Genomic DNA, 19,776 nt, shown 5'->3' on the forward strand with positions numbered 1-19,776 from the left:
CCCCTGCCGATGCCGGCACGGGGGCCCCGGTCCCCAAGCGGAATCCTCCGCAATCCCATCGGATACGGCAAGGCCCGTCTGCTGCCAGACGGGCCACACCGGGAACTCCCGTAAGGGTCAGCCCAGGGTCTGGGCGGCCGTCGGGGAGGAGTCCTTCAGGAACTGCGAGCAGCGCTCGTACTCCTCCTGCTCGCCGATGGACTGGGCGGCGCGGGCGAGGGCGTGCAGGGCGCGCAGGAAGCCGCGGTTCGGCTCGTGCTCCCAGGGGACCGGGCCGTGGCCCTTCCAGCCGTTGCGGCGCAGGGCGTCCAGGCCGCGGTGGTAGCCCGTACGGGCGTAGGCGTACGACTCCACGACCGCGCCCCGCTCGAACGCGTCGTCGGCCAGCTGGGCCCAGGCGAGGGAGGAGGTCGGGTACTTGGCGGCGACGTCCGCGGGCGCGGTGCCCTGGGCGAGGAGTTCGCGGGGCTCCGGGTCGTCGGGGAGGTGGGTGGGGGGCGGGCCGCCGAGGAGGTTTTGGTGGGTTGTCATGGCTCCAGTCTGCCGCCCCGCGGCGTGATCCTCTCGGGTGCCCCGTGCTCCTTCCTTCAACCCCAACGGCGGCGGTTACGCAGCCGAGGAGGTTCTCGGCCCGGTTGCAAGCGCGCAGGGTCGCCCCCAACACCGACGCCCGTGTGGCCCTCGTCACACCCGGTTCCTGTCAGCAATCGGGGCGCCGTCCCGTTCAAGGGGCACGCGAACGAGACAGGAGCATCGCCATGAAGCACCGCATCGTCGTACTCGGCGCCGGATACGCCGGGGCCTTCGCCGCCGGAAACCTGGCCCGCCGGCTCTCCCCCGCCGACGCCGAGATCACCGTCGTCAACGCCGTGCCCGACTTCGTTGAGCGGATGCGGCTCCACCAGCTCGCGATCGGCCAGGACCTCGCGTTCCGCAAGCTCGCCGACGTATTCGCGGGCACCGGGGTCCGGCTGCGCCTGGCGCGCGTCACCGGCGTCGACCCCGAGCGCAGGACCGTCGCCGTGACCGGCGAGGACGGCGACGGCGAGCTCGCGTACGACACGCTTCTCTACGCACTCGGCAGCTCCGTAGCCCACCATGGCGTCCCCGGCGTGGCCGAGAACGCCTTCGATGTGACCGGCCGGTCCTCGGCGCTGCGTCTGCGCGAGCGCCTGGCCGGCCTGGGCGAGGGCGGCACCGTGCTGGTCGTCGGTGAGGGGCTGACCGGCATCGAGACCGCCACCGAGTTCGCCGAGTCCCGGCCCGACCTCACGGTCACGCTCGCCGCCCGCGGCGAGCTGGGCGCCTGGCTCTCCCCGAAGGCCCGCCGTCACCTGCGCCAGGCCTTCGACCGGCTCGGCATCACCGTCCACGAGCACACCGGCATCGAAGCCGTCGAGCCGACACGGGCGATCGCCGCCGACGGTACGTCCCTCCCGGCCGACGTGACCGTCTGGTCGGCCGGGTTCGCCGTGCACCCCATCGCGGCCGCCGGCGGCCTGGAGGTCGCCGAGACCGGCCAGATCGTCGTCGACCGCACCATGCGCTCGGTCTCGCACCCGGACGTCTACGCCGCCGGCGACTGCGCCTACGCGATCGGCGAGAACGGCCGGCCGCTGCCGATGTCCTGCGCCTCGGCCGGCTACACCAACATGCAGGCGACCGCCGCGATCATCGCGCGCCTGACGGGCAGCGAGGCCCCGACCACCGGGCTGAAGTACTACGGCAACCACATCAGCCTCGGGCGGCGGGACGCGATCTTCCAGATGGTGGACGGCGACGTCCGGTCGAAGTCCTGGTACCTGGGCGGCCGGACCGCCGCGTTTCTCAAGTCAGGCGTGCTCAAGGGGGCCGGGTGGAGCATCGCCCACCCGACCTTCGGCATGCCGAAGCGCAAGCGCCGCCTGGCCACCGCGCCTGACCGGGCCGGTGTGAGGGCCGCCGCATAGGCTGCTCCGCATGGACAGCGCAGCCGTCGATCGGTTCGAGGCCAGCCGGGGCCGGCTGGCCTCGCTCGCGTACCGTCTGCTCGGCTCGGCGGCCGACGCCGAGGACGCCGTGCAGGACGCGTTCCTGCGGTGGCAGGCCGCGGACCGGGAACGTATCGAGGTGCCGGAGGCCTGGCTGACCAAGGTCGTCACCAATCTCTGCCTCGACCGCCTCCGCTCGGCGCAGGCGCGCCATGAGCGCGCTGTCGGAGACTGGCTGCCCGAGCCACTCCTCGAGGGCGACCCGATGCTCGGCCCTGCCGACACCTTCGAGCAGCGCGAATCGGTGTCCTTGGCCGTGCTGACCCTCATGGAGCGCCTCGCGCCGGTCGAGCGGGCCGCTTACGTCCTGCACGAGGCCTTCTCGTATCCCCACGCCGAGATCGCCGGGATCCTCGACATCACCGAGTCCGCGAGCCAGCAGCATGTCCACCGGGCCCGACGCCGGGTCGCCGCCGAGCGCCGCGGCGGCGACGCGGTAGACCCCGCGTCCGCGCGCCGCATCGTCGAGGAGTTCCTCGCCGCCGCCACGTCGGGGCGCACCGAACGGCTGGTGGCGCTGCTCACCGACGACGTGACCGCGGTCTCGGACGGCGCCGGACTGGCCAGGCGGCTCCTCCGGTACAAGACGCGCGAGCGCGTCGCCTCCTACGTGCGGGCCGGCTTCAAGCCCACTCCGGCGAAGCGGCGGCTGGCCGGCGGCTCCCCCGCGATGCACATCGCGCTGGTCAACGGTTCCCCGGCCGTCCTCGCCGTGGTCGACGACCGGGTCGTGGGCGCCGTGGCGTTCGAAGTCAGCGACGGCAAGGTCGCGTCCCTGCGCGGCATCGGCGCCGCGGACCGGCTCGCGCGCCTCAATGAGGCCTGGCGGCAACACGAACCCGACGCGCCGGTCATCACCGCATGGTGACCAGAGCCACCGGAATCCAGTGACCCGAGTCGGAGCGAGGACGGAACCCCGCTGCCGCCGCGTGGACGCGACCAGCCACAACGTGCCCGCAGCCGAAGGACGGCCCGAAGCTACGCAGGTTCGTCGGCCTCCAGCGGCGGAGACGTGACACAGCCGTGCCTCTTGCATTCCGGGTGGCGGCAGCCCGGGGGTGGGCGGCGGATCAGGGTGAAGGCCAGTGCCGCCCCCACCACCAGCACGCCCGCGCAGATCGGCATCGCGCGGTCGAACGACGCGTCGAAGGCGGCCGCGGAGCGGTACGCCTCCGGACCCATCCCCGCCAGAAGAGGCAGCGCGGCCACGGCCACCAGGCCCGCCGCCCGCGCCGCCGCGTTGTTGATGCCGCTGGCCAGGCCCGCCCGGGCGGTGTCGACGGAGGCGAGGACCGTGGCGGTCAGCGGGGCGACCACGGTGACCAGGCCCGTGCCCATGACGAGCAGGGCCGGGAGGACGTCCGTGAGGTAGTTCGCGTCGGGGCCCACCCGGAGCATCAGCAGCATCGCCGCAGCGCACAGAAGAGGGCCGACGGTGAGCGGCAGGCGCGGGCCCGTGCGGTCGGCCAGCGCGCCGGAGCGGGCCGAGAACAGCAGCATCATGGCCGTCGTGGGGAGCAGGGCCGTACCGGCCTGCAGGGCGGAGTAGCCGGCCACCACCTGCAGCTGGAGCGCGGTGAGGAAGAAGAAGCCGCCGAAGGCCGCGTACACGCACAGGGTGACCAGGTTGACCGCCGTGAACTGGCGCGAGGCGAAGATGTCCGGCGGGAGCATGGGGTCGGGGCGGTGCTTCTCGACGTAGACGAAGGCGACGGCCGCGACCACGCCCCCGACCGCGCTCAGCGTCACGCCCAGGGAGCCCGTGGGGGCCTCGATGAGCGCGTAGGTGAGCAGGGCGAGCGCCAGGGCGCCCAGGGCCGCGCCGAGGACGTCGAAGCGGCCGTGAGAGCGCTCGTCGGACGACTCGGGGACGTGGCGCAGGGCGACCGGGACGCACAGCAGCGCCAGCGGCACGTTGAGGAGGAACACCCAGCGCCACCCGGGGCCGTCCACCAGCCAGCCGCCCAGGAACGGGCCGACGGCCGCCCCGATGCCGCCGAAGCCGGACCAGAGGCCGACCGCCCGGCTCCGGTCGTCCGGGTGGAAGGAGGCCTGGATGAGCGCGAGGGAGCCGGGGGTGAGGAGTGCGCCGCCCACGCCCTGGAGGGCCCGGGCGGCGATGAGGACCCCGGACGTGGGGGCCAGGCCGCACAGCAGGGACGCGGCCGCGAACCAGATGACCCCCAGCACGAAGATCTTCCGGCGGCCGTAGCGGTCCCCGAGCGAGCCGCCCAGCAGGATCAGGCCGGCCAGCGTGACCATGTACGCGTTGACCGTCCACTGCAGGGCGGCGAGGCTCGCGCCCAGGTCGCGGCCGATGGTCGGGAGCGCCACGTTGACGACGGTCGAGTCCAGCATGGCCATGCTGGAGCCGAGGACGGTGGTGAACAGGATCCACTTGCCCTGGGGCGCGGTGATCCGGACGTCGGGCATGCTCCCAGGTATACAGCGGACCCGGCGCCGTGGCACCGGGTCCGTCGAAGACGTCGTGAGACGTGCTTACTTGATCTTGTTGCCCGCGGAGCGCAGGTTCTGCGTGGCCTCGACGACACGCGCGGCCATCGACGCCTCGGCCAGCTTGCCCCAGGTGCGCGGGTCGTAGGTCTTCTTGTCGCCGACCTCGCCGTCGACCTTCAGGACGCCGTCGTAGTTCTTGAACATGTGCGCGGCGACCGGACGGGTGAAGGCGTACTGGGTGTCCGTGTCGAGGTTCATCTTCACGACGCCGTTCTCCAGCGCGGTGAGGATCTCCTGCTCGGTGGAGCCGGAGCCGCCGTGGAAGACGAAGTCGAACGGGGAGGCCTTGCCGAACTTGGCGGCGACGCCGTCGTTCAGCTCCTTCAGCAGGTCGGGGCGGAGCACGACGTTGCCCGGCTTGTACACGCCGTGCACGTTGCCGAAGGAGGCGGCCAGCAGGTAGCGGCCCTTCTCGCCCAGGCCCAGGGCCTCGGCGGTGCGGATCGCGTCCTCGACCGTGGTGTACAGGGAGTCGTTGATCTCGTGGGAGACGCCGTCCTCCTCGCCACCGGTCGGGGTGATCTCCACCTCGAGGATGATGTTGGCGCGGCGGGCCTGCTCCAGCAGCTCCTGCGCGATGGCCAGGTTGTCGGCCAGCGTCTCGGCGGAGCCGTCCCACATGTGGGACTGGAACAGCGGGTTACGGCCGGCCTTGACGCGCTCCTCGGAGAGCGCGAGCAGCGGACGTACGTACCCGTCGAGCTTGTCCTTCGGGCAGTGGTCCGTGTGCAGCGCGACGTTGACCGGGTACTTCTCGGCGACGATGTGCGCGAACTCGGCGAGCGCGACCGCGCCGGACACCATGTCCTTGCTGTACTGGCCGCCCAGGAACTCGGCACCGCCCGTCGAGATCTGGACGATGCCGTCGCTCTCCGCCTCCGCGAAGCCGCGCAGCGCCGCGTGCAGGGTCTGGGTCGAGGTGACGTTGATGGCCGGGTAGGCGAACTTGCCTGCCTTCGCCCGGTCGAGCATCTCGTTGTAGACCTCGGGGGTTGCGATGGGCATCTGTCCGCTCCTTGGAGTGTGCGGGTTGGCGATCTGCGTACTACGGCCCTGACCTAGACCTTGGGGGCGACGTCATCGTCGTCCCCATCTTTCCAGACATGACGTGATGGTCGGCGCCCCCGGTCAAGTCCAGGTCAAACCGGCGCGTCAGTCCAGACCCAGTTCATCCTTCGAGAAGGCGAAGACGTACGGCACCCCCGCCTGCTCGGCGACCGCCTCGGCCGCCCCGGTCGCCCGGTCCACGATCGTGGCGACGGCGACGACCTCGGCGCCGGCCTCGCGCAGCGCCTCCACGGCGGTCAGCACGGAGCCGCCGGTGGTGGACGTGTCCTCCACGGCCAGCACCCGGCGGCCCTTGACCTCGGCGCCCTCGATACGGCGCTGCAGGCCGTGCGCCTTGCCCGCCTTGCGGACCACGAAGGCGTCCAGGACCTTCCCGCGCGCGGCGGAGGCGTGCAGCATCGCGGTGGCCACCGGGTCGGCGCCCAGGGTCAGCCCGCCGACGGCCTCGAAGTCCAGCTCGGCGGTCAGGTCGAGCATGACCTGACCGACCAGCGGAGCGGCCTCGCCGTCCAGCGTGATCCGGCGAAGGTCGATGTAGTAGTCGGCTTCCTTGCCCGACGACAGGGTCACCTTGCCGTGCACCACGGCCTTGTCCTTGATCTGCTGCAGCAGCGCGCCACGTACGTCCGTCATGCCGAACAGCTTAGAGGCGCCGCCAGCTCCAAGTGGTCGTCGCCTCCAGCGGCTCCAGCGGTGTGACCAGGCGGGGCAGCGTGTTCAGGCCGTTGGGCGGGCCGGTCTGCGGCTCGACGCACACCGCCTCCGCCTGCTCGTCGTAGACGACGACCCACTCCTCGCGGCTGGTCACCTTCAGCTCCAGCTGCCCGGGCCAGGTGAGGGTGACGTCGACGCCGTCGGGCATGCCGAAGCAGTCGTCCCAGGGGCCGGGCTTGGGGTCGACGCGGTTGCCGGTGGGCAGGTGGTCGGCGCCGCGCTCCTCCTGCCAGGCGGGCGTGAAGTCCAGCCGGACGTCCTGGCCGCCCAGATTCCGGTGGAACCAGGGGTGCCAGCCGATCTGCGCCGGGAAGGAGTCGTCGTACGCCTCCACGGACATGGTCAGCGTCAGGCTGTCCTCGGTCAGCGTGACGACATGGGTGACGCGGCCGCGGTGCGGCCAGGGGTCGCCCAGGTCGTGCGTGATGACGGCCTCGTGCGCGTCGACGCGGGCGGTGCGCCAGGCGCCGTCGCGTGCGGTGCCGTGGATGGCGTGCGGCGGCGAGTTGAGGGGCATCTGGCGGACGGTGGCGCCGTCCAGGAAACGGCCGTCCCGGATCCGGCCGCACCAGGGCACCATCGGGAAGCAGCCGTAGCGCTCGCCCTGGCGCAGCACCTCCGTGCCGCCGATCCGGAGCCCACCGATACGGCCGCCGTTGCCGGGCCGCACGCTCACTTCCGCGTCGCCCGCGGTCAGCGTGATGTCTTCGTTACTCACGGGACGACCCTACTGGGGCGATCAAGAGGGCGTGCGCCGTCCCGGCGGTGCCAGGGTGGGGGGATGAAGTACATGGTGCTGATGTACGCCGACCCCGCGGCGACCGAGGCCATGACCGCCGAGCAGCGCGCCGAGGTGTTCCAGCGGCACGAAGCGCTCCACGAGGACCTGGCGGACACCGGCGAGATACTGAACGGCGCCGGGCTGGCCTACCCGAGGGACACGGCCACCCTCCGCTGGGCCGGGCAGGGGTCGGTCGCGGCGGACGGTCCGCTCACGGACGCGGCCGAGCAGGTCACCGCCTACTACGTCATCGAGTGCGCAACCCCGGAGCGGGCGCGTGAGATCGCCGAACGCGTCCTCGACTTCCATGTCGTGGCGGTCGAGGTACGGCCGGTGCACGACTGGTTCGGCATGGGCGACGAGGGGCCGGGGCGCTAGATCCCGTGCCCTAGCGGCGCTTGCGCAGGGCGCGGCCCAGGACGATCGCCGAGGCCAGGGCCAGGGCCGCCGCGGGGGCCGCCCAGCGCAGGGCCGGGTTCCCGGCGACGGTCTGGGGGGCCGGTACGGGGGCGTAGCGGCCGCGCGGCGGGGCATGGTCGACCTCCTCCGCGCTGCGGCCGATCATCGTGCGGCGCGCGTGCGCGGCCTCGGCGGGGGGCTCGCCCAGGTCGGTGAAGTCTTCGGTGAAGCGGTCGTCGGGGGTGGTCTCGTCCGTGTCGCGGTCCAGGGACGGCGGGGGGACCTCGGTGTCGAAGACCGACGTGTGCTCCGGCTCCTGTTCCTGCTCCGGTGCCTGCTCCTCCGTGGTCTCTGCCGTCTCCGCCAGGCTCTCCACGAAACGGTTCAGCAGCCGGGTCGCCGCGGAGGCGACCGCGTCCGCCGGAAGTTCCGCGACACGGCCGTCCGCGTCCGCCGTGCCCTCGACCGTGACGGTGGTGCCGCCCTCGGTGCCCGTGAGGCGCAGGGTGAGGGCGAGTTTGACGCTGCCGGTGCCGCGGGCCTCGGTGGCGTCGCCCTCGACGGCGTACGTGCCGTTCTCGCGGGGCGTGACGCGGACCGCTCCGCGATAGGTGACGGAGTGCCCGCCCACGCGCAACTTCAGGCGTCCTGCGACGGGTTCGGCGCCGGCGTCCTGCTGGAGTCCGGGGACCGCCCGCGCCACCCGTGCGGGGTCGGCGAGGGCTTCTCTGAGCCGCTCGACCGGAACCGGGACGAAGACCTGGTGCTCCATGTCGGCTGAGCCTACCCAGGAGCGAGCGGAACGTACCCTCCCGCGCCGTCCCGGCCAGCCGGAAAGTGAAGCACCTCGCCTCAGTACCGTGGATGCACCAGCGTCGACGCGGGCAGGCCGTCGATCCGCGTGCGTTCGACCGCCCTCGCGTCGGCGATCAGGTCGGCCTGCGTCAGAGTTCGCGGACGCGGGCCCCCGGGGCTCAGGGCCAGGCGGGGAGCGGAGTCCCCCGGCACCGCCACCAGAAACCCCCAGTCGTGCGGCGCCCGCGACGCCCCCGCCGAGCGGTCCGGCCCCGCCGGGAAGCCGGAGTCGTGGCCCAGGACCCGGTACGGGGAAGCGGCGAAGCCGGAGGCTCGGAGCGTCGACGCCACCGTCCAGAAGACGCGGGGGCGGGCGGCGACGGGGCCCGCGTGCACCACCAGGCGGCCGTCGGGGGCCAGGACGCGGCGGGTCAGGCCGTAGAACTCCTGTGAGTACAGCTTGGTGCTGGCCGTGATGCCGGGGTCGGGCAGGTCCGCGATCACGACGTCGTACGCCGTCTGCGGCGCCCCGCGCAGCCAGGTGAGGGCGTCCGCCGTGGTGACGCGGACGCGGGGGTCGGCGAAGGCGTGGCCGTTGAGGGCGGACAGGCCCGGGTCGTTGCGGGCCAGGCCGATCAGGCCGGGGTCGAGTTCGACGACGTCGACGCGGCGCACACCGCCGTACCGCAGGACTTCGCGGGCGGCCAGGCCGTCGCCGCCGCCGAGGATCAGCACGCGCGCGTGCGGGCCGGTCATCGCGGGGTGGACCAGCGCCTCGTGGTAGCGGCGCTCGTCGCGGCCGCCGACCCGCAGCCGGCCGTCCAGGAAGAGGTCGAGGGGGCGGCCATGGGTGCCGCCGGCGAGGACGACCTCCTGGACGTCGGTCTGCAGGGCGACCCGGACGTCCCTGCCGTACACCGCGTGCCGGGCGGCGCGTTCGAACTCGTCGGCGAGGGCGGCGGCGGAGGCGAGCACGGCGAGGACGGCGAGGCCGACGAGCAGCAGGGTCCAGCGGGCGCGGCGGGTCAGGTCGCGGCGGAACAGGCCGAGGACCAGGGCGCCGCCCGCGACCACGTTGACACTGCCGGTGAGCAGGGCGCCGGTCAACTGGCCCAGGAAGGGCAGGAGCAGGAAGGGGAAGGCGAGGCCGCCGACCAGTGCGCCGACGTAGTCCGCCGCGAACAGGTCGGCCACCGCGCCGCCCGCGTCCTGGCGGCGGATCCGCTGGATCAGCTCCATCAGCAGGGGGACTTCGGCGCCGACGAGCAGGCCGATGGCGAGGGAGAAGGCGACCAGGAGAGCGCGCGGGCCGTCGGCCCACACCCCGCCCCAGCCGCCGGTCCAGGCGAAGACCGCGTACAACGCCATCGCGCTGCAGCCGCCGACCAGGGCGAGTGCGGTCTCGATCGCGCCGAAGCCGGCGGCCGCGTGCCAGCGCAGCCGCTTGGCGGCGAGGGAGCCGATGCCCATCGCGAAGACCATCACGGACAGCACGACGGAGGCCTGGGTGACCGAGTCGCCGATCAAGTACGAGGCGAAGGCGACGAGTTCGAGTTCGTACACCAGTCCGCAGGCCGCGCACACGAAGACGCACACGAGGACCAGGAACCGCCCGGTGCCGGGCCGGACGGGCAGCCGTGCGGGGCCGCCGGTCCAGGGCGCGGCACCCGGGCGCGCAGGGGCGTGCGGTTCGATCACGTTGCGACGTTACGTCACATGCTCGGTACGCTTCGTCACCCACACGTGTGGAACTCGGGCACTTGACGTATCGGGGGTTTATGTCCGCCGAGAGCCTGTCCGACGAGTCCCGGATCGACTCGGCCACCGCTCCTGGTCCGACTGGACCACCGCTACTGGTTCGACCGAACCACCGTCACCCGCGCCCCGACCCGGGTCCGTGTCGCCACCAACTGGCCGTCCTGCGGGTAGGCGTGCCAGGTGCGCCAGTGCACCTGGCCCTCGTGGCGCTGGGCCAGCATCGCGGTGAAGGCGTGCGGGCTGCCGGGGAAGACACCGGCGAGGCCGTGCGGATGGTCGGAGACCAGGGCCAGCAACTCCTGGGCCCGGCCCGCGAAGGAGCCCGGCGTGAGAACCTCGACGCGCGCCGCGAACTCGTACTCCCAGTCGCCGACCCGCTTGGCGACGCCCAGCGGCAGCGGGGTACTGGACCCGGGGATGCACGCGACCGTCTCCGAGCAGTCACCCCGCTGCTCCTCCAGGAGCACCTGGTGGGATGCGCCGAGCAGTCTCAACTGCAGCTTCGCCCCGGTCAGTTCCAGATCGAGGGTGGCCAGCGCGGGCAACGGCTCGCGCCCGAGGGCCCAGGCGAGGTCGGCAGCACGGGTATCGGTATAGGAGGTGTTCAGGGTCGTGAGCATGGATCGGCTCCGCTAACACGCAAAGAAGAGGGGGGAGATCGGCCATGTCAGCCCGGTCAGCCCGGCCGGCCCGGCCGGGGAGGGGAGTCTGCAAGGACGTCCGAGGGGCTGCGTTGGTGATTTAGAGGGAATCATGAAGAGTGGCTCCGCCACAGCGTTTTTACCCAACTTCGTGGGGTTTCCATCCCTCAGAGGGCTCCACAGCTCAACTGTTCAACTACGGCGTACGCCCGGCGCGCGGACAAAACGGCCGGACGCCCACGGAATGCCTTCGTCCGACGGGCGCCCGGCAGCGGAAAAGCTCAGCTGCCCCGTGTCAGCTGCCTCCCCCGCATCCGCCCCCGCCACCGCACGAGGAACCCCCGCCGCAGGAGGAACCTCCGCCGCACGACGAGTGACCGCCCCCGCAGGAGTGGTGCCCGCCGGAGTGACCCCCGTGGTGGCCCCCGGAGTGGTGGCCGCCGGACGACGATCCGCCGTCTCCCCCGCCGGCCCACCAGCTGCCGCTGCTGTCCCCCTGGTACGACGCCGAGGACGACGAGCCGCCGCCGCCGAGCCATCCGCTCCGGCGAGCCGCGGACGCGACGACCCCGACGCAGATGAGCGCGACCACCAGGATGATGAAGACGGTGCCCATGGCGTCACCTTCTTTCCGTTCCCCCGAAGCGGCCCCCGTGGACGCCTCGTCCGTTCCCGCCTCTCGTGCGGTGACGGGGGGATGCCCGGACGTCTCATCCGTCAAAGCAGAGTTGAGGAAGTTCTGAGGGTCAACGCCTGGAAAAGACCCCTGACCTGCACAGACGGGCAGATCAGGGGCCTTCGATGTCTCACTGGGCCGCCTGTGGGCCGTGATCTTCCTCCGAGGCACGCCGCAAGGCGGTGAGGTTCATTGACCGTCGCTGGTCTCGATATGGACCCTCGTCAGGGTGAACAGGATCAGGAGGTCGATCGTCATCATGGGGATGGCCCACAACGGGTAGTACGGAACGAACATGAACTGAGTGATCAGGCTGATCGCTGCCACCGCTACACCGGCCCCGCGACCCCAGCTCTGGCCTGCCAGGACTCCCAGGCCGGCAACGACGAGTGCCACTCCGATCACAAGGTGGATCCAGCCCCAAGCCGTCAGGTCGAACCGGTAGGAGTACCGGGACGCGGCGAACAGGCTGTCCTGTGCGATTCCGGCTGCGCCCATCAGAATGCTGAGGGGCCCACTGAGCATCATCATGATCCCGGCGAACGAGGATGCGTCGATGATCGCGTGTCCTCGCTGTGTCCTGTTCGGCACCGTTGTCATGGCAGCAGCCTTCCTGTACAGCGCGGTCAACCGATGCACACCGCCCGCGCGAAGCCAGCCACGCTCCCTTGCCAGCATGGCCGCAATCCTTCGTCACCGCGACTGCAACCCGCGCCGCCACCAGGGCATTGCCGCAGGTGCCGCGAAGGGCACACCCGCACCCCGGGCGACGGCTGACATCAGCGGCTGACGCCGCCCCGGGCCCTCCGAGAGCAGCCGACGACGACGGACGACGACAGATGACGAAGGCCTTCCCCCGGTCAAAGCCGGCGCGTCGGGTCTCACCGAAGGTGTTCATCCGCGAAGCCATGTTGAGGAAGTCCAGAGCCAGGGCGCAGGATGGCCGGCATGACCTCCAGCGCGCGCCCGCACCTCAACCGCCGTCTCGCCGAGTTCGGGACGACGATCTTCGCGGAGATGTCCGCCCTCGCCGTGTCGACCGGGTCGATCAACCTGGGCCAGGGCTTTCCCGACACCGACGGCCCGGAGGAGGTCCGGGAGGCCGCCGTACGGGCGCTGCGCGACGGGCGCGGCAACCAGTACCCGCCAGGTCCGGGCGTCCCCGAGCTGCGCACCGCGATCGCCGCGCACCAGCAGACCCGCTACGGGCTGTCGTACGACCCCGACACCGAGGTGCTGGTCACGGCCGGCGCCACGGAGGCCATCGCGGCCTCCCTGCTGGCGCTGCTGGAGCCGGGCGACGAGGTGGTGGCCCTGGAGCCGTACTACGACTCCTACGCGGCGAGCATCGCGATGGCGGGCGGCAGGCGGGTGCCGGTGACGCTGCGGCCCCACGAGGGCCGCTTCCGGCTGGACCTGGACGAGCTGCGCGCGGCGGTCACGGACCGCACCCGGCTGCTGCTGATCAACACTCCGCACAACCCGACCGGTACGGTCCTCACGCGCGCCGAGCTGGCCGCGATCGCCGAGCTGGCGGTCGACCGGGACCTGCTGGTGGTGACGGACGAGGTCTACGAGCACCTGGTCTTCGACGACGCCGAGCACCTGCCGCTGGCCGCGTTCCCCGGGATGCGCGAGCGGACGGTGACGATCGGCTCGGCCGGCAAGACCTTCTCGTTCACCGGCTGGAAGGTCGGCTGGGTGACGGCGGCGCCGGAGCTGGTGACCGCGGTCCGCTCGGCGAAGCAGTTCCTGACGTACGTCTCCTCGGGCCCGTTCCAGTACGCGGTGGCGGAGGCCCTGGCGCTGCCCGACTCCTACTTCGACGGCTTCCGGCGGGACATGCTGGCCCGCCGCGACATCCTCGCGGAGGGGCTGACGGCAGCGGGCTTCGAGGTCTTCAAGCCGGCCGGCACCTACTTCATCACGACCGACATCCGCCCCCTCGGCGAGAAGGACGGCTTCGCCTTCTGCCGCGCCCTGCCCGAGCGGGCGGGCGTGGTGGCCATTCCCAACGCGGTCTTCTACGACGACCGCGAGGCGGGGGCGCCGTTCGTGCGCTTCGCGTTCTGCAAGCGCGAGGAGGTCCTGCGCGAGGCGGCGGAGCGGCTGCGGCGCATGTGAGCCCTGTCCGGGGGCCTGCGCCCCCGGACCTGGCCGGACGTGGTTACTCCCCGTCTTCCTCGGGCTTCTCCGCGTCGTCGATCTCCTGCTCCAGACCCAGCTGCTCGACCAGCCACTTGTCGAACTCGATCGCGGCCCGCACCCAGCTGACCGTGGAGGAGACCCAGTGGTTGATGTCGACGCCGGTACCGATCAGCATCTGGGCCTCACCGATGAGGCGGACCGTGCCGTCGTCGTGGGTGTGGGTGTACACCTTGGGCCACAGCGTGCGGCGGTTCCAGTCGTCGATGGACTCGAGCAGCTGCGGCTTCTCGTCGATCTTGTGGGGGCGGTCGTAGAAGGTCCGCACCGAGAAGACCGCCTGCTCCGGCTCCCCACGGAACATGAAGTACGTGCGGAACTGCTCCCACGGCGCCGCGAGGTCTCCCTCCTCGTCTACGACGTACTTCAGCTCCATCTGGTCGAGGAGCTGCTTCACGAGGTCCTGATCCGGGACGACGGGGCCACCCGGTCCCTGGGGCTGCGGCTCGGGCTGGCCCCCGAAGTTCGGAATCGAGGACGGGTCGATGGTCACCGTGTTTTTCCCTTCGTACGGATTCCGTCATCCTCCCCCATGCGGGGAGGGGGGTGGCAAGCCCCGACGGGGCCTGTCAGCCGTCGGCTGACATGATCCGTCTGGACGGGTGGCGGGTCGGTGAGCGGCGGGGGGCGGCGTGGCGTCTCGAGGGTGGACCAGATGGGGCCTTTTCGCGCTGGTGGGGGCACTTCCCGTACTGGTCCTGGGGTGGCTGGCCGTGGTGGTGGTGAGGTTCGCGACCTCGGACTATCCGCTGGGCGGGGGCCCGGAGAAGGTGCCGTGCGCCGAGGCCCTGGACTTCGGTGGGGCGAAGCTGCCGGAGGGGGCGTACGACACCGAGTGCACGGTGCAGGCCTGGATGGACACCGACTACGAGGCCACCTTCCGGATGCCTCGGGCGGGGGTTCGTGACTGGCTGACGGGCACCTACCCGAAGGGGCCCGCGCCCGGCACGGAGCTGTGCGACGAGAGCGCGGACCTGTGTCTGAACCTTGACTCCGACGAGCACGCGCCCCCGGCCGGCGTCGACGCGAACGCGGTCGTCGTGAACGTGACGTACGAGGGCCCGGACACCGCGCGGGTGAGCTTCTCGGCGTTCACCGTGTGAAGCGTCTGAGCCGACCGCCGAAACGCGGCGGGCCCCCTCCTCCGGCCACCGGAAGGTGAGCGGAGGAGGGGGCCGCACGCCGACGCGTCCTACAGCGTCTTGCCCGTCGCCGGGCCCACGATCAGCCCCTCGCCGAAGCGGTCCACACGGACCGTGTCGCCGTCCTTGACCTCGCCGGAGAGGATCTCCCTGGCGAGCCGGTCACCGATGGCGGTCTGGACCAGGCGGCGCAGCGGGCGGGCGCCGTAGGCCGGGTCGTTGCCCTCGTCCGCCAGCCAGGCCAGGGCCTCGGGGGTGACGTCCAGGGTGAGCCGGCGCTCGGCCAGCCGCTTGGCCAGCCGGTCGATCTGGAGCCGGGCGATCCGGGCCAGCTCCTCCTTGTCCAGGGCCGAGAAGACCACGAGGTCGTCGAGCCGGTTGAGGAACTCCGGCTTGAAAGAGGTCCGTACGACCTCCAGGACCTGCTCCTTCTTCTCCGCCTCGCCGAGCACCGGGTCGACCAGGTACTGGCTGCCCAGGTTGGAGGTGAGCACCAGGATGGTGTTGCGGAAGTCGACCGTGCGGCCCTGACCGTCCGTCAGGCGGCCGTCGTCCAGCACCTGCAGCAGGATGTCGAAGACCTCGGGGTGGGCCTTCTCGACCTCGTCCAGCAGCACCACGGTGTAGGGGCGGCGGCGGACGGCCTCGGTCAGCTGGCCGCCCTCCTCGTAGCCGACGTACCCGGGGGGCGCGCCGACCAGGCGGGCCACGCTGTGCTTCTCGCCGTACTCCGACATGTCGATGCGGACCATGGCCCGCTCGTCGTCGAAGAGGAAGTCCGCGAGGGCCTTGGCGAGTTCGGTCTTGCCGACGCCGGTCGGGCCGAGGAAGAGGAAGGAGCCGGTGGGGCGGTCGGGGTCGGCGATGCCCGCGCGGGCCCGTCGTACGGCGTCGCTCACGGCCCGTACGGCCTCGGTCTGGCCGATGAGCCGCTTGCCCAGCTCGTCCTCCATGCGCAGCAGCTTCTGCGTCTCGCCCTCCAGCAGGCGGCCGGCCGGGATTCCGGTCCAGGCGGCGACGACGTCGGCGATGTCGTCGGAGCCGACCTCCTCCTTGACCATGGTGTCCCTGGCGGCCTCCTCCTCGGCCTCCGAGGCTTCCTCCAGCTCCTTCTCCAGCTGCGGGATCTCGCCGTACAGCAGCTTGGCCGCGGTGTCGAAGTCGCCGTCGCGCTGGGCGCGTTCGGCCTGACCGCGCAGGTCGTCGAGGCGCTCCTTCAGCTCACCGACCCGGTTGAGGGACTGCTTCTCCTTCTCCCAGCGGGCGGTCAGGCCGCGCAGCTCCTCCTCCTTGTCGGCGAGGTCGCGGCGCAGCTTCTCCAGACGTTCGCGGGAGGCCGGGTCGGTCTCCTTGGCGATCGCCAGCTCCTCCATCTTCAACCGGTCGACGGAGCGCTGGAGTTCGTCGATCTCGACGGGGGACGAGTCGATCTCCATGCGGAGGCGGGAGGCCGCCTCGTCGACGAGGTCGATGGCCTTGTCGGGCAGGAAGCGGGAGGTGATGTACCGGTCGGAGAGGGTGGCGGCCGCGACCAGCGCGCTGTCCGCGATCTGCACCTTGTGGTGGGCCTCGTACCGGCCCTTGAGGCCGCGCAGGATGGCGATGGTGTCCTCGACGGTCGGCTCGGCGACCAGCACCTGCTGGAAGCGGCGCTCCAGGGCGGGGTCCTTCTCGATCCGCTCCCGGTACTCGTCCAGCGTGGTGGCGCCGACCATGCGCAGCTCGCCGCGGGCCAGCATCGGCTTGAGCATGTTGCCCGCGTCCATGGCGGAGTCCCCGCCGGCGCCGGCGCCCACGACGGTGTGCAGCTCGTCGATGAAGGTGATGATCTGCCCGTCGGAGTCCTTGATCTCGGCGAGCACGGACTTCAGCCGCTCCTCGAACTCGCCGCGGTACTTGGCACCGGCCACCATCGCGCCGAGGTCGAGGGAGACCAGCCGCTTGTCCTTCAGCGACTCGGGGACGTCCCCCTTCACGATCCGCTGGGCGAGCCCCTCGACCACGGCGGTCTTGCCCACGCCGGGCTCGCCGATGAGGACGGGGTTGTTCTTCGTACGACGCGACAGCACCTGCACGACCCGGCGGATCTCCTGGTCCCGCCCGATGACCGGGTCGAGCCGGCCCTCGCGGGCGGCGGCGGTGAAGTCGGTGCCGAACTTCTCCAGGGCCTTGTACTGGCCCTCGGGGTCGGCGGTGGTCACGCGGCGTCCTCCCCTGGCCTTCCGGAAGGCCTCCTCAAGCTTCTTCGCATCCGCCCCTTGCCCCTGGAGCACCTCGCCGGCCGCGCCGCCCTTCGCGGCGATGCCGATCAGCAGGTGCTCGGTGGACAGGTACTCGTCACCGAGTGCCTTCGCCCGCTCGGCGGCGTCCGCGAGCACCGCGAGCAGCTCCCGGTTGGGCTGCGGGGGCGCCACGGTGGAGCCGGTCACGCTGGGCAGCGAGGCGAGCACCCGCTCGGCTCCGGAGCGTACCGCCACCTGGTCGGCCTCCACGGCGGCCAGCAGGTCGGTGATGTTCTCGTTGTCCTGCCCCGCGAGCAGCGCGAGGAGCAGGTGAGCGGGCGTGAGGTCGGGGTGCCCCTCGGTCACGGCCCGGTTGCTGGCCGCGTTGATCGCGTCCCGGCTCCTGTTGGTCAGCTCGGCGTCCACGTTCGCGTTCTCCTCCTCGGCGGCGGCTCGTCGGCCGTCTCTCCCGGACCGTCTCCCACTGCTGACTTAACCAGCGTACACAAAGTTGAGTCTATTCCACTCAAGGTACGGGCGGCCCCCCACCTTGGGGATTGCAGCTTCCTGCAACTAGGTTTCGGCGCATGCCCACCTACTCCCAGGACCCGGCCGCCCCGGACGAGCCGTACCTCGCCTTCTGGCGGGAACGGCACCTGTGCACCCTGACCACGCTGCGTCCCGACGGCAGCCCGCACGTGGTGCCGGTCGGGGTGACGTACGACCCCGGGGCGCGGCTGGCCAGGGTGATCACGAACAAGACGAGCGCGAAGGTGTCCCACGTCCTCGCGGCCGGGCCCGAGGGCGCGCGGGTCGCCGTGTGCCAGGTGGACGGCCGGCGCTGGGCCACGCTGGAGGGCCGGGCGCAGGTGCGCACCGAGCCGGAGCGGGTGACGGAGGCGGAGCGGCGGTACGCCGAGCGCTACCACCGGGAGCCCGGGGAGAACCCCTCCCGGGTGGTGATCGAGATCACACTGGAGCGGGCGCTCGGGCGGGGCTGAGGCGAGGGCTGAAGCAGGACTGAGGCGGGCCGGTCAACCGGTCGGTTTCGGCCACCTGGTACCGCTCCCATACCCCGAAATGTCGCCACAAACTGCAGCGGCGTCACCGTGTTCAGGTCACGGTGACGCCGCTGCGGGGGGAAGCACCTGAGCGATTTTTTTACGACGGGGGAATCGCGTCAGGCACTGCGGGGGGTGGCCGAAATAGTCCTCAAGTCCGCGATCTCCGGTTCTGCCAGCCGGTGGTCACGTTGGTCCAGGTTCACAAAGATCATGCCGTACCGGATGGCACACCGGACCGGCTGCGGCGCCCCGCGGGGCTTGCGCAGGCACCGGTACGCCCGAACGTCCTCGTCCTCGTCCCGGGTGACGACGACCGGCTCGCCGAACACGGTCACCATCAGCGAGTCACCACTGTGGGGGATGGCGGTGACCAGGTCGATGAAGTGCCAGCCCGAGCGGTAGGCGGTGGCCATTTCGCGTCGGAAGGAGCGGTCGTCTGGTGGAGTGGTCACGTCAGCTCCACGCGGTGTCGTCTGGGAAGGCGGCAGCGGTGCCCGCGTCGGTCTGGTCTGTTTTGGCCGTGACAGACCAAGCGGTGTCCGCTCGCACGTCACCCTTCGCGCCAGAGAGGCCACTCAGCGATCCGAAGGCCACAACGGCGGAGAAGGCGGCGACAAGTATCGAGCGAAGCATTCTCTTTCGCATAGTCGGCTTCGTCCTCACTTGAAAGTCCCCTCTTCCCCCGTCGAACAAGACGATGGCTCATTCGGGCACGTCATGGCCACACATTCAGTGCATCATGTTCCTGCATGTTCAGGACCCTGGGGGGTGGAGATTTGGTGACGAATCGCATTAAAGAGACACATCCCCATGCCTTGACCGATCTGTGTGAGGCAGGGAGCCGTCTCTACGCGAACGCGCTGCGCACTGGCCGTATCGCCCGCGCAGATGCGGAGGTCGCCCCCTGTCTGATGGAGTTCGACCTGCTCCATCCCGATCCTGACGACCCGAACTGGCTGCGGCCCGTCCCCGCGTCGGTCGCCCTGGCCCAGCGGCTCAACCCCCTCGAGCGCGAAATCACCGAGCGCAGGCAGTTGTCAACCGAACTTGCTGAGGCGTTCGAGCCGTTCATGGACCTCAGCGCCCAGACGACGACGTCCGCGCACGCCGTCACCGTGCTGGAGGGCCTCGACCGGATCAACGCGGCACTCGACCTGGCGACGGCCCAGTGCCAGAACGAGGTCCTCACGGTCCAGCCGGCCCACCGCCACCCCGAACGCAGGCTCATCGAAGCGCTCGAACGTGACAAGCCCCTGATCGAGCGAGGAGTCCGGATCCGGACCCTCTACCAGCACACCGCCAGATACAGCCCCGAACGGCTGGCCTGGGTGGACCAGTTCGCCGCCGGCAAGGTGGAGTACCGCACCATCGACGAACTGGTGGAGCGGCTCATCATCTGCGACGACACCGTGGCGTTCATCCCCATCCGGGACGACCGTCAGGTGGCCCTGGAGCTGCGTCACCCCGGCCTGGTGCGCTACCTGATCAAGGTGTTCGAGTTCATGTGGAACCGGGCGGTGCCGCTGAGCGCCGGCGCGCCCTACGAGACCGCCCCCGACGGCATCACCGACATCCAGCACTCCATCGCCAAGCTCCTGGTCGAGGGCCATGTCGACGAGGCCATCGCCCGCCGCCTGGGCATGAACGTCCGCACCTGCCGCGCCCACATCGCCAAGCTCGCCCAGGCCCTGGGCAGCGGCAGCCGGGCCCAGCTCGGATTTCTCATCGCCCAGTCCGGAATCCTGAAACAGGAGCCCTGAACCA

Annotated in this window: 20 protein-coding genes; 7 read left to right on the plus strand and 13 right to left on the minus strand. The window is 71.2% G+C overall.

The window, feature by feature from the left end; translation table 11 throughout:
- Window positions 1-117 precede the first annotated feature (117 nt).
- Window positions 118-531: a DUF3151 domain-containing protein gene (locus BEK98_RS08740; RefSeq protein WP_094215839.1), complete on the minus strand. Its 414-nt coding sequence runs from the start codon at window positions 529-531 to the stop codon at window positions 118-120.
- 227 nt (window positions 532-758) lie between these two features.
- On the opposite strand from BEK98_RS08740, the gene BEK98_RS08745 reads away from it, so the two are divergent.
- Both BEK98_RS08745 and BEK98_RS08750 read left to right on the plus strand, forming a co-directional pair.
- On the plus strand, window positions 759-1,949 hold the full coding sequence (locus BEK98_RS08745) for an NAD(P)/FAD-dependent oxidoreductase (RefSeq protein ID WP_094215840.1): 1,191 nt from the start codon (window positions 759-761) through the stop codon (window positions 1,947-1,949).
- A 10-nt stretch (window positions 1,950-1,959) separates the two neighbouring features.
- Entirely contained in the window at window positions 1,960-2,898 is a 939-nt protein-coding gene (locus tag BEK98_RS08750) for a sigma-70 family RNA polymerase sigma factor (protein ID WP_094215841.1), read from the plus strand.
- Window positions 2,899-3,008: 110 nt separating this feature from the next.
- Here the strand turns inward: BEK98_RS08750 and BEK98_RS08755 are convergent, their stop codons facing one another.
- The 4 genes from BEK98_RS08755 to BEK98_RS08770 all read right to left on the minus strand — a co-directional run bounded on the left by BEK98_RS08755 (window position 3,009) and on the right by BEK98_RS08770 (window position 7,047).
- Entirely contained in the window at window positions 3,009-4,463 is a 1,455-nt protein-coding gene (locus tag BEK98_RS08755) for an MFS transporter (protein ID WP_094215842.1), read from the minus strand.
- A 66-nt stretch (window positions 4,464-4,529) separates the two neighbouring features.
- Window positions 4,530-5,552, minus strand: a complete 1,023-nt coding sequence (gene fbaA / locus BEK98_RS08760; protein WP_094215843.1) for a class II fructose-bisphosphate aldolase — start codon at window positions 5,550-5,552, stop codon at window positions 4,530-4,532.
- Between the two features lie 147 nt (window positions 5,553-5,699).
- Window positions 5,700-6,248, minus strand: a complete 549-nt coding sequence (pyrE, locus tag BEK98_RS08765; RefSeq protein WP_094215844.1) for an orotate phosphoribosyltransferase — start codon at window positions 6,246-6,248, stop codon at window positions 5,700-5,702.
- A 10-nt stretch (window positions 6,249-6,258) separates the two neighbouring features.
- Window positions 6,259-7,047, minus strand: a complete 789-nt coding sequence (locus BEK98_RS08770; protein WP_094215845.1) for an aldose epimerase family protein — start codon at window positions 7,045-7,047, stop codon at window positions 6,259-6,261.
- A gap of 63 nt (window positions 7,048-7,110) precedes the next feature.
- On the opposite strand from BEK98_RS08770, the gene BEK98_RS08775 reads away from it, so the two are divergent.
- Complete coding sequence (locus tag BEK98_RS08775) at window positions 7,111-7,488, plus strand: YciI family protein (protein WP_094215846.1); 378 nt, start codon at window positions 7,111-7,113, stop codon at window positions 7,486-7,488.
- Between the two features lie 10 nt (window positions 7,489-7,498).
- Here BEK98_RS08775 and BEK98_RS08780 read toward each other — a convergent pair whose 3' ends face one another.
- From BEK98_RS08780 to BEK98_RS08800, 5 genes are all read right to left on the minus strand, one after another.
- Window positions 7,499-8,281, minus strand: coding sequence for an SRPBCC family protein (locus BEK98_RS08780; protein WP_094215847.1), 783 nt, complete (start codon window positions 8,279-8,281; stop codon window positions 7,499-7,501).
- Window positions 8,282-8,361: 80 nt separating this feature from the next.
- Window positions 8,362-10,002, minus strand: a complete 1,641-nt coding sequence (locus BEK98_RS08785; protein ID WP_094215848.1) for a polyamine aminopropyltransferase — start codon at window positions 10,000-10,002, stop codon at window positions 8,362-8,364.
- A 152-nt stretch (window positions 10,003-10,154) separates the two neighbouring features.
- Window positions 10,155-10,682 (minus strand): DUF2617 family protein, encoded by a 528-nt coding sequence (locus tag BEK98_RS08790; protein ID WP_094215849.1) that lies wholly within the window; start codon window positions 10,680-10,682, stop codon window positions 10,155-10,157.
- A gap of 316 nt (window positions 10,683-10,998) precedes the next feature.
- Window positions 10,999-11,319 carry a hypothetical protein gene (locus BEK98_RS08795; protein ID WP_094215850.1) on the minus strand — a complete coding sequence of 107 codons (321 nt, stop codon included), beginning with the start codon at window positions 11,317-11,319 and terminating at the stop codon, window positions 10,999-11,001.
- 249 nt (window positions 11,320-11,568) lie between these two features.
- Entirely contained in the window at window positions 11,569-12,057 is a 489-nt protein-coding gene (locus tag BEK98_RS08800; protein ID WP_244201797.1) for a DUF7144 family membrane protein, read from the minus strand.
- Window positions 12,058-12,318: 261 nt separating this feature from the next.
- Here BEK98_RS08800 and BEK98_RS08805 point away from each other — a divergent pair, with 261 nt between their 5' ends.
- Entirely contained in the window at window positions 12,319-13,503 is a 1,185-nt protein-coding gene (locus tag BEK98_RS08805; RefSeq protein WP_094215851.1) for a pyridoxal phosphate-dependent aminotransferase, read from the plus strand.
- Window positions 13,504-13,546: 43 nt separating this feature from the next.
- Here the strand turns inward: BEK98_RS08805 and BEK98_RS08810 are convergent, their stop codons facing one another.
- Window positions 13,547-14,077, minus strand: a complete 531-nt coding sequence (locus tag BEK98_RS08810; RefSeq protein WP_094215852.1) for a YbjN domain-containing protein — start codon at window positions 14,075-14,077, stop codon at window positions 13,547-13,549.
- 181 nt (window positions 14,078-14,258) lie between these two features.
- On the opposite strand from BEK98_RS08810, the gene BEK98_RS08815 reads away from it, so the two are divergent.
- Complete coding sequence (locus BEK98_RS08815) at window positions 14,259-14,687, plus strand: hypothetical protein (RefSeq protein ID WP_094215853.1); 429 nt, start codon at window positions 14,259-14,261, stop codon at window positions 14,685-14,687.
- Between the two features lie 89 nt (window positions 14,688-14,776).
- Here the strand turns inward: BEK98_RS08815 and clpB are convergent, their stop codons facing one another.
- Complete coding sequence (gene clpB, locus BEK98_RS08820; protein WP_094215854.1) at window positions 14,777-17,374, minus strand: ATP-dependent chaperone ClpB; 2,598 nt, start codon at window positions 17,372-17,374, stop codon at window positions 14,777-14,779.
- A 161-nt stretch (window positions 17,375-17,535) separates the two neighbouring features.
- Here clpB and BEK98_RS08825 point away from each other — a divergent pair, with 161 nt between their 5' ends.
- On the plus strand, window positions 17,536-17,949 hold the full coding sequence (locus tag BEK98_RS08825; protein ID WP_094215855.1) for a pyridoxamine 5'-phosphate oxidase family protein: 414 nt from the start codon (window positions 17,536-17,538) through the stop codon (window positions 17,947-17,949).
- 179 nt (window positions 17,950-18,128) lie between these two features.
- Here BEK98_RS08825 and BEK98_RS08830 read toward each other — a convergent pair whose 3' ends face one another.
- Window positions 18,129-18,464: a Rieske (2Fe-2S) protein gene (locus BEK98_RS08830; RefSeq protein ID WP_094215856.1), complete on the minus strand. Its 336-nt coding sequence runs from the start codon at window positions 18,462-18,464 to the stop codon at window positions 18,129-18,131.
- 297 nt (window positions 18,465-18,761) lie between these two features.
- On the opposite strand from BEK98_RS08830, the gene BEK98_RS08840 reads away from it, so the two are divergent.
- Complete coding sequence (locus BEK98_RS08840; RefSeq protein ID WP_244201798.1) at window positions 18,762-19,772, plus strand: helix-turn-helix transcriptional regulator; 1,011 nt, start codon at window positions 18,762-18,764, stop codon at window positions 19,770-19,772.
- Window positions 19,773-19,776: the final 4 nt, after the last annotated feature.

The sequence above is a fragment of the Streptomyces diastatochromogenes genome (assembly GCF_002242805.1).
Lineage (GTDB): Bacteria > Actinomycetota > Actinomycetes > Streptomycetales > Streptomycetaceae > Streptomyces > Streptomyces diastatochromogenes.

Bases quoted from the DNA above. Each gene is read 5' to 3' on its own strand.
- BEK98_RS08755 (WP_094215842.1), bottom strand. From the start codon at position 4,463: ATGCCCGACGTCCGGATCACCGCGCCCCAGGGCAAGTGGATCCTGTTC.
- pyrE (WP_094215844.1), bottom strand. From the start codon at position 6,248: ATGACGGACGTACGTGGCGCGCTGCTGCAGCAGATCAAGGACAAGGCC.
- BEK98_RS08790 (WP_094215849.1), bottom strand. From the start codon at position 10,682: ATGCTCACGACCCTGAACACCTCCTATACCGATACCCGTGCTGCCGAC.
- BEK98_RS08800 (WP_244201797.1), bottom strand. From the start codon at position 12,057: ATGCTGGCAAGGGAGCGTGGCTGGCTTCGCGCGGGCGGTGTGCATCGG.
- BEK98_RS08840 (WP_244201798.1), top strand. From the start codon at position 18,762: ATGTTCAGGACCCTGGGGGGTGGAGATTTGGTGACGAATCGCATTAAA.
- fbaA (WP_094215843.1), bottom strand. From the start codon at position 5,552: ATGCCCATCGCAACCCCCGAGGTCTACAACGAGATGCTCGACCGGGCG.
- BEK98_RS08805 (WP_094215851.1), top strand. From the start codon at position 12,319: ATGGCCGGCATGACCTCCAGCGCGCGCCCGCACCTCAACCGCCGTCTC.
- BEK98_RS08825 (WP_094215855.1), top strand. From the start codon at position 17,536: ATGCCCACCTACTCCCAGGACCCGGCCGCCCCGGACGAGCCGTACCTC.
- BEK98_RS08795 (WP_094215850.1), bottom strand. From the start codon at position 11,319: ATGGGCACCGTCTTCATCATCCTGGTGGTCGCGCTCATCTGCGTCGGG.
- BEK98_RS08750 (WP_094215841.1), top strand. From the start codon at position 1,960: ATGGACAGCGCAGCCGTCGATCGGTTCGAGGCCAGCCGGGGCCGGCTG.
- BEK98_RS08780 (WP_094215847.1), bottom strand. From the start codon at position 8,281: ATGGAGCACCAGGTCTTCGTCCCGGTTCCGGTCGAGCGGCTCAGAGAA.
- BEK98_RS08745 (WP_094215840.1), top strand. From the start codon at position 759: ATGAAGCACCGCATCGTCGTACTCGGCGCCGGATACGCCGGGGCCTTC.
- BEK98_RS08775 (WP_094215846.1), top strand. From the start codon at position 7,111: ATGAAGTACATGGTGCTGATGTACGCCGACCCCGCGGCGACCGAGGCC.
- BEK98_RS08740 (WP_094215839.1), bottom strand. From the start codon at position 531: ATGACAACCCACCAAAACCTCCTCGGCGGCCCGCCCCCCACCCACCTC.